Here is a 6,339-nt window from a genome sequence, read left to right as displayed (position 1 = left end):
CGACTACGTCTGGTCGCGCTACTCAAAGAAGAACGGCCCGCTCGAAAATTCGAGCGGGCCGTGAAGGCTGTGCCAAAACGCTATGCCGTCCGTGTCCTTAAAAAGAACCTTAACTGAACGGCATTAGCGCCGCGGCGCCCGTTTTTTCCGTCCGGCGGCGGCCGGCAACGTGCGTCACGCGTCGTCCGCGTCGGCGCCTTCGGCCCCGTCCGCGCCGAGCAGCCCCGCCGCCGTGTCGCCCGGCAGCGCCTCGACCTGCTTCAGCTTGCGGCTCATCACACGCGTGCGCTGCTCGGCGGACTCGATCGAGCGCGTGACCGTTTCGAGCTGCGCCTTCGTGCGCGCGAGCACGTCGCCGAACTTGCCGAACTCGGTCTTGACCGCGCCGAGCACCTGCCAGACCTCGCTCGAGCGCTGCTCGATCGCGAGCGTGCGGAACCCCATCTGCAGACTGTTCAGCAGCGCGGTGAGCGTGGTCGGCCCCGCAACCGTCACGCGGTAGTCGCGCTGCAGCAGGTCGGTCAGCCCCGGGCGGCGCAGGATTTCCGCATAGAGCCCCTCGGTCGGCAGGAACAGCAGCGCGAAATCGGTCGTGTGCGGCGGCGCGACGTACTTCTCGGCGATCGTGCGCGCCTCCATCCGCACCCGCGCCTCGAGCGCACGCGCCGCCTCCTCGACGGCCACCGCATCGGCGCGCTCCTGCGCGTCGATCAACCGCTCGTAGTCTTCGCGCGGAAATTTCGCGTCGATCGGCAGCCACACCGGCGGCGCGTCGCGCGTGCCGGCGTCGCGCCCCGGCAACCGGATCGCGAATTCGACGCGCTCGGTGCTCTTCGGCACCGTCGCGACGTTCTTCGCGTACTGGTCGGGCGTCAGCATCTGTTCGAGCAGCGCCTCGAGCTGCACTTCGCCCCAGGTGCCGCGCGTCTTCACGTTGGTCAGCACCTTCTTCAGGTCGCCGACGCCGGCCGCGAGCGTCTGCATCTCGCCGAGCCCGCGATGCACCTGTTCGAGCCGGTCCGACACGAGCTTGAACGATTCGCCGAGCCGCTGCTCGAGCGTCGCGTGCAGTTTCTCGTCGACGGTGCGGCGCATCTCCTCGAGCTTCGCCGCGTTGTTCGTCTCGATTTCCTTCAGCCGCTGTTCGAGCGTCGCACGCACTTCGCCGATCCGACGGTCGTTCGCCTCGGTCAATTGCGTGAGCTGCCGGTTCAGCGTGTCGCCGAACACGCGCAGCGCGCCCGCCTGTTCCTCGCGCGCCTGCTGGGCCTGGCGCTGCACGCTCTCGCGCATCGCGTCGAACTGCTGCGCATTGCCGGCGACGAGCTTGCCGAGCTGCTGCGCGAACCCCTCGATCTGGTTGTTCTGCACGGTCGCCACGCTCGTCAGTTGCGCGGCGAGCGTCTGCTGCAACTGGGCGAAGCTGCCGGCCAGCTCGGTGCGCGAGCCGCGTGCGTTCTCGACGATCTCGCCGCGCAATTCGCGTTCGAGCCGCTCGACGGCACGCGCCTGCGCATGCGCGGCGTCCTCGATCTGGTCGCCGAGCACGGCCGCATCGTCGTGGCGGCCGCCGCCGCGCACGAGCGCGACGATCGCCGCCGCGAGCGCGACGGCCAGCACGACGACCGCCGCCAACAACAACGTCATCGTCATGCGCGCGGCTTCCCGATCACGTCGGGGTTGATCGGATTCGGCGGCTGCCCCGCACGCGGCCCCTCGCCGAGCGCGGCGATCAGGTTGTCGGCAGCGAGGTTCGCCATCGCGCGGCGGGTCTTTTCGGTCGCGCTCGCGATATGCGGCGTCAGCACGACGTTCGGCACCTCGAGCAGCGCCGGATGCACGCTCGGCTCGCCCTCGTACACGTCGAGGCCGGCCGCGGCGATCGTCCCGTCGCGCAGCGCGGCGGCCAGCGCCGCGTCGTCGACGATCCCGCCGCGCGCGATGTTGGTCAGCGTCGCCGTGGGTTTCATCTTCGCGAGTTCGGCCGCGCCGATCGTGTGATGGTTCTCCTTCGTGTACGGCAGCACGAGCACGACATGATCGGCGCGCGCGAGCAGCACATCCTTCGACACGTATTCGGCATTCAGCTCGGCCTCGATCTCGGGCGCGACGCGCGACCGGTTGTGATAGATCACCTGCATCCCGAAGCCGCGCGCGCGGCGCGCGAGCGCCTGGCCGATACGCCCCATCCCGATCACGCCGAGCGTCGAGCCGTGGATGTCGGTGCCGAGGAAGCCGTCGTACGCCCACTTCCGCCAATGACCGGCGCGCAACCAGTGTTCGGATTCGGCGATCCGGCGCGCGGCGGCCATCATCAGCGCCCAGCCGAAATCGGCGGTCGACTCGTTCAGCACGTCGGGCGTGTTGGTGCCGAGCACGTTCGCCGCGTTGAATGCGGCCATGTCGAAGTTGTTGTAACCGACCGCCATGTTCGCCACGACGCGCAGGCGCGGCGCCGCCGCGAGCGTCGCCGCGCCGACCGGATCGCCGGCCGTCAGCGCGCCGTCCTTGTCGGCCAGGCGCGCGGCGAGCGCGTCGGGCGCGAGCGCGTCGCCGTCGTTCCAGTCGACGTCGAAATACTGCTTGAGCCGTTCGATCACGTCCGGAAAGATCGGACGCGCGACCAGGATCTTCTGCATCGCCATCTCCGCATGCCGCGAACGGATCGCGGCGCGCCATGCGCCGCCGGAGCCGCCCGCTCGGGGTTGAAAAACGTCAGCTTACGCCGTGAAGAAAAGCCACGACGTCAGCAGGAATACCGGTATCAGCACGACGAGCGCCCAGCCGAGGTACGCGAAGAAGCTCGGCATCTTCACGCCGCGCGATTCGGCGATCGCCTTCACCATGAAGTTCGGCGCGTTGCCGATATAGCTGTTCGCGCCCATGAACACCGCGCCGGCGGAAATCGCGGCGAGCGTCGACGCGCCGGCCGTCATCAGCGTCTGCGCATCGCCGCCGGCGAGGTTGAAGAACACGAGGTAGGTCGGCGCGTTGTCGAGGAACGACGACAGGATGCCCGTCGCCCAGAAGTACATCGCGTCGACCGGCTTGCCGTCGGGCCCGGTGACGAGATGGACGATCTGCGCGAACGCGCCGTCGGCGCCCGCGCGCAAGATCACGATCACCGGCGCGATCGTCACGAAGATCCCCGCGAACAGCTTCGCGACTTCCTCGATCGGCGCCCAGTTGAATGCGTTGCCCTCGCGCGCGGAACGCGGCGTCAGCGCGAGCGACGCGAGCGTCACGACCACGAGCGCGACATCGCGCACGAGATTCTGCAGCGCGACGTGCGTGCCCCACACGTCGAACGAGATGCCCGGCTTCCACACGCCGCTCATCAGCACGAGCGCGATCACGGCCGCGAGCAGCACGAAGTTGATCTTGCCGTCGATCGACAGCGCCGCGCCGTCGGGCGTCGGATCGAGCGCGGCCGGCCGCTCCTCGCCGCCCTTCCGGTAGAAGTACGTATCGAGCGCGAAGAACAGCGTCAGCAGCACCACGCAGATGAACAGCATCGGCAGCGCGAGATGGGTGGTCGTCCAGAAGAAGCTCACGCCGTTCAGGAAGCCGAGGAACAGCGGCGGATCGCCGAGCGGCGACAGCGAGCCGCCTGCGTTCGCGACGAGGAAGATAAAGAAGATCACGACGTGCACGACATGCTTGCGGTTGTCGTTGGCGCGCAGCAGCGGCCGGATCAGCAGCATCGCGGCGCCCGTCGTGCCCATCACGCTCGCGAGCAGCGTGCCGAGCGCGAGGATCGCGGTATTCAGCTTCGGCGAACCGTGCAGGTTGCCGTTCACGCAGATGCCGCCCGCGACCGTATAGAGCGCGGTGAGCAGCACGATGAACGGAATATATTCCTCGAGCAGCGCATGCACGAGCGTGCCGAACGCGGCGCCCGCGCCGAACGCGACCGCGAACGGCGCGAGGAACACGATCGCCCAGCCGGCCGCGATCTTGCCGAAGTGGTGATGCCAGAACACGGGGGCGACGAGCGGGAACAGCGCGATGGACAGCAGGATCCCGGCGAACGGGATGCCCCAGAGCGCGGATAACGTGGCACCGTCGAGCGTGGCGGCCGATGCGAGCGCGGGAGCGGCGCCAAGCGCGATTCCCGACGCCATGCCTGCCCAGGCGGCATGTCGTTTCATGCGGAACTTCCTTGTTCGAAACTGTGAATGGGGCGGGCGCGTCATGCGCCCCGTACGACGATCGCGTGCACGCGGTACGGGCCGTGCGCGCCCAGAATGATCGTTTGCTCGATGTCGCCCGTGCGCGACGGGCCCGACACGAAATTGACCGCGCGCGGCAACTCGCCGCACTCCGCGCGAATCAGCGCGAACGCGTCTTCATGACCGGCGACGATACGCGACGCCGGCACGATCGCGAGGTGGGTTTCCGGCAGCAGGCCGGCCGATGCGTAAGTGTCGGGGCCGGACAGCAGCACCAGCGACCCCGTTTCGGCGGTTGCGCAGAAGCAGCCGGTCAGGCCGACGAGATCGCCGTCGCGCGGCTTGCGGCACTCGACCGACAGGCCGGCGCCGGCCCAGTCGAGATCGGCCAGCGTGCGCCATGCGACGGCCTGCGTCGGCAGACCATGAGCGGCAAGATAGCGGGCGGCGGCGGCAGGCACGTCGGCCAGCGTCGCGACTTCGTCGACCGTGGTCGACAGGCGCCCCGCTTCGTCGACGAACGCGGCGACGAGATCGACCGGCGCCGGCGGGCGCGGACCCTGCGGATGACGGGCGAGATAGTCGGCGACGCCGTCGCGCTCCGCTGCATCGGGTTCGGCCGCGCGCCCCTGCGCCGCGCGAATGCGCGCGAGGATCTGGCGACGGGCAGCGGAAGTGTCCATGAACGGTCCTCGTGACGTTGGCGTGCAATACGTCGGATTATACCGGCCACCCCTGCCGCGACACACCTTCGGCCGAACGGCCAACGCCTACTTCGACGTGTCTTCCTCGACCGGCTGCGCGATGCCGAACACCTGGCGCAGGTACGCGAGATAGGCCTTGTCGTCGCACATGCTCTTGCCCGGCGAATCCGACAGCTTCGCGACCGGCTGGCCGTTGCAGCGAACCATCTTGATCACGATCTGCAGCGGCACGTAGCCGAGATCGTTGGTGAGGTTGGTGCCGACGCCGAACGCAAGCTTGCAGCGGCCGCGGAACCGTTCGTACAGCTGCATGACCTTCGGAATGTCGAGCGCGTCCGAGAACACGAGCACCTTGGTGCGCGGGTCGCAGCGGTTCGCCTCGTAGTGGCGCAGCATCCGCTCGCCCCAGTCGAACGGGTCGCCCGAATCGTGGCGCGCGCCGTCGAACAGCTTGCAGAAGTACATGTCGAAGTCGTTCAGGAACGCGTCCATGCCGTAGACGTCCGACAGCGCGATCCCGAGGTCGCCGCGATATTCCTTCGCCCACATCTCGAAGCCGTAGATCTGCGAATCGCGCAGCCGCGGGCCGAGCGCCTGGCACGCCTGCAGGTATTCGTGCGCCATCGTGCCGAGCGGCGTGATGTCGTGCTTCATCGCGTACAGCACGTTGCTCGTGCCCGCGAACTGCGGGCCGAGCCCGTCGCGCAGCGTGAGCGCGACTTCCTCGTGCCAGACCTTCGAGAAGCGCCGGCGCGTGCCGTAGTCGGCGATCTTGCAGTCGGCGAATTCCGGCTTCGCGCCGAGCAGCTTGATCTTCTCGCGCAGCCGCTCGCGCCCCTCGCGATAGTCCGGCTCGCGCTGCGTGTTGCGGAAATACACTTCGTTGACGATCGCGAGCACCGGGATCTCGAACAGGATCGTATGCAGCCACGGCCCCTCGATCACGACGTCGATCTCGCCGTTGCCCTTCGGCGACGGGGTGATCGAAATGTACTTCTCGTTCAGGTGGAACAGCGCGAGGAAGTCGACGAAGTCGCTCTTGATGAAGCGCATCCGCCGCAGGTAGTCGAGTTCGACGTCGGCAAAGCGCAGCGAGCACAGGCCGCGCACCTCGTCGCGAATCTCGTCGATGTACGGCACGAGATCGACGCCGGGCGTGCGGCAGCGGAACCGGTATTCGACGTTTGCAGCGGGAAAGTGATGCAGGACGACCTGCATCATCGTGAACTTGTAGAGATCCGTGTCCAGCAGCGAAGTGATGATCATGATGACGGCAGCGCCAATATCGTGACAGGGCACCGGCGCACCGCGCGCCGCCCGGTCTGCCGGCCATGTTACCCGAATGCGGGCCGGACCATCGTGAAACCGCGCCGCCGCGTCGCCCCATCGCGCCCGTGCGTGGCGTGCGGGTACGCGTGTCGCGCATCCCATAAACTAATCACGAAACGATATAAGCCGGATAG

The 6,339-nt window shown here is 67.9% G+C and carries 5 protein-coding genes; all 5 read right to left on the bottom strand.

The annotated features are described in order from the left end of the window. Positions 1-174 precede the first annotated feature (174 nt). The 5 genes from rmuC to pncB all read right to left on the bottom strand — a co-directional run bounded on the left by rmuC (position 175) and on the right by pncB (position 6,142). Complete coding sequence (gene rmuC / locus QZM72_RS25540; RefSeq protein WP_089466971.1) at positions 175-1,653, bottom strand: DNA recombination protein RmuC; 1,479 nt, start codon at positions 1,651-1,653, stop codon at positions 175-177. Then, positions 1,650-2,639 carry a D-glycerate dehydrogenase gene (locus tag QZM72_RS25535; protein ID WP_089467912.1) on the bottom strand — a complete coding sequence of 330 codons (990 nt, stop codon included), beginning with the start codon at positions 2,637-2,639 and terminating at the stop codon, positions 1,650-1,652. Before QZM72_RS25535 ends, rmuC begins: the two co-directional genes overlap by 4 nt. Positions 2,640-2,720: 81 nt before the next feature. Then, on the bottom strand, positions 2,721-4,151 hold the full coding sequence (locus tag QZM72_RS25530; protein ID WP_089466970.1) for a sodium:proton antiporter: 1,431 nt from the start codon (positions 4,149-4,151) through the stop codon (positions 2,721-2,723). A gap of 41 nt (positions 4,152-4,192) precedes the next feature. Beyond that, entirely contained in the window at positions 4,193-4,855 is a 663-nt protein-coding gene (locus QZM72_RS25525) for a lactate utilization protein C (RefSeq protein ID WP_089466969.1), read from the bottom strand. Positions 4,856-4,942: 87 nt separating this feature from the next. After that, positions 4,943-6,142, bottom strand: a complete 1,200-nt coding sequence (gene pncB, locus QZM72_RS25520) for a nicotinate phosphoribosyltransferase (protein ID WP_089466968.1) — start codon at positions 6,140-6,142, stop codon at positions 4,943-4,945. Positions 6,143-6,339: the final 197 nt, after the last annotated feature.

The sequence above is a fragment of the Burkholderia sp. AU45388 genome, assembly GCF_030481585.1.
Classification (GTDB): domain Bacteria; phylum Pseudomonadota; class Gammaproteobacteria; order Burkholderiales; family Burkholderiaceae; genus Burkholderia; species Burkholderia sola.
This window is presented reverse-complemented; position numbering and strand designations above follow the sequence as displayed.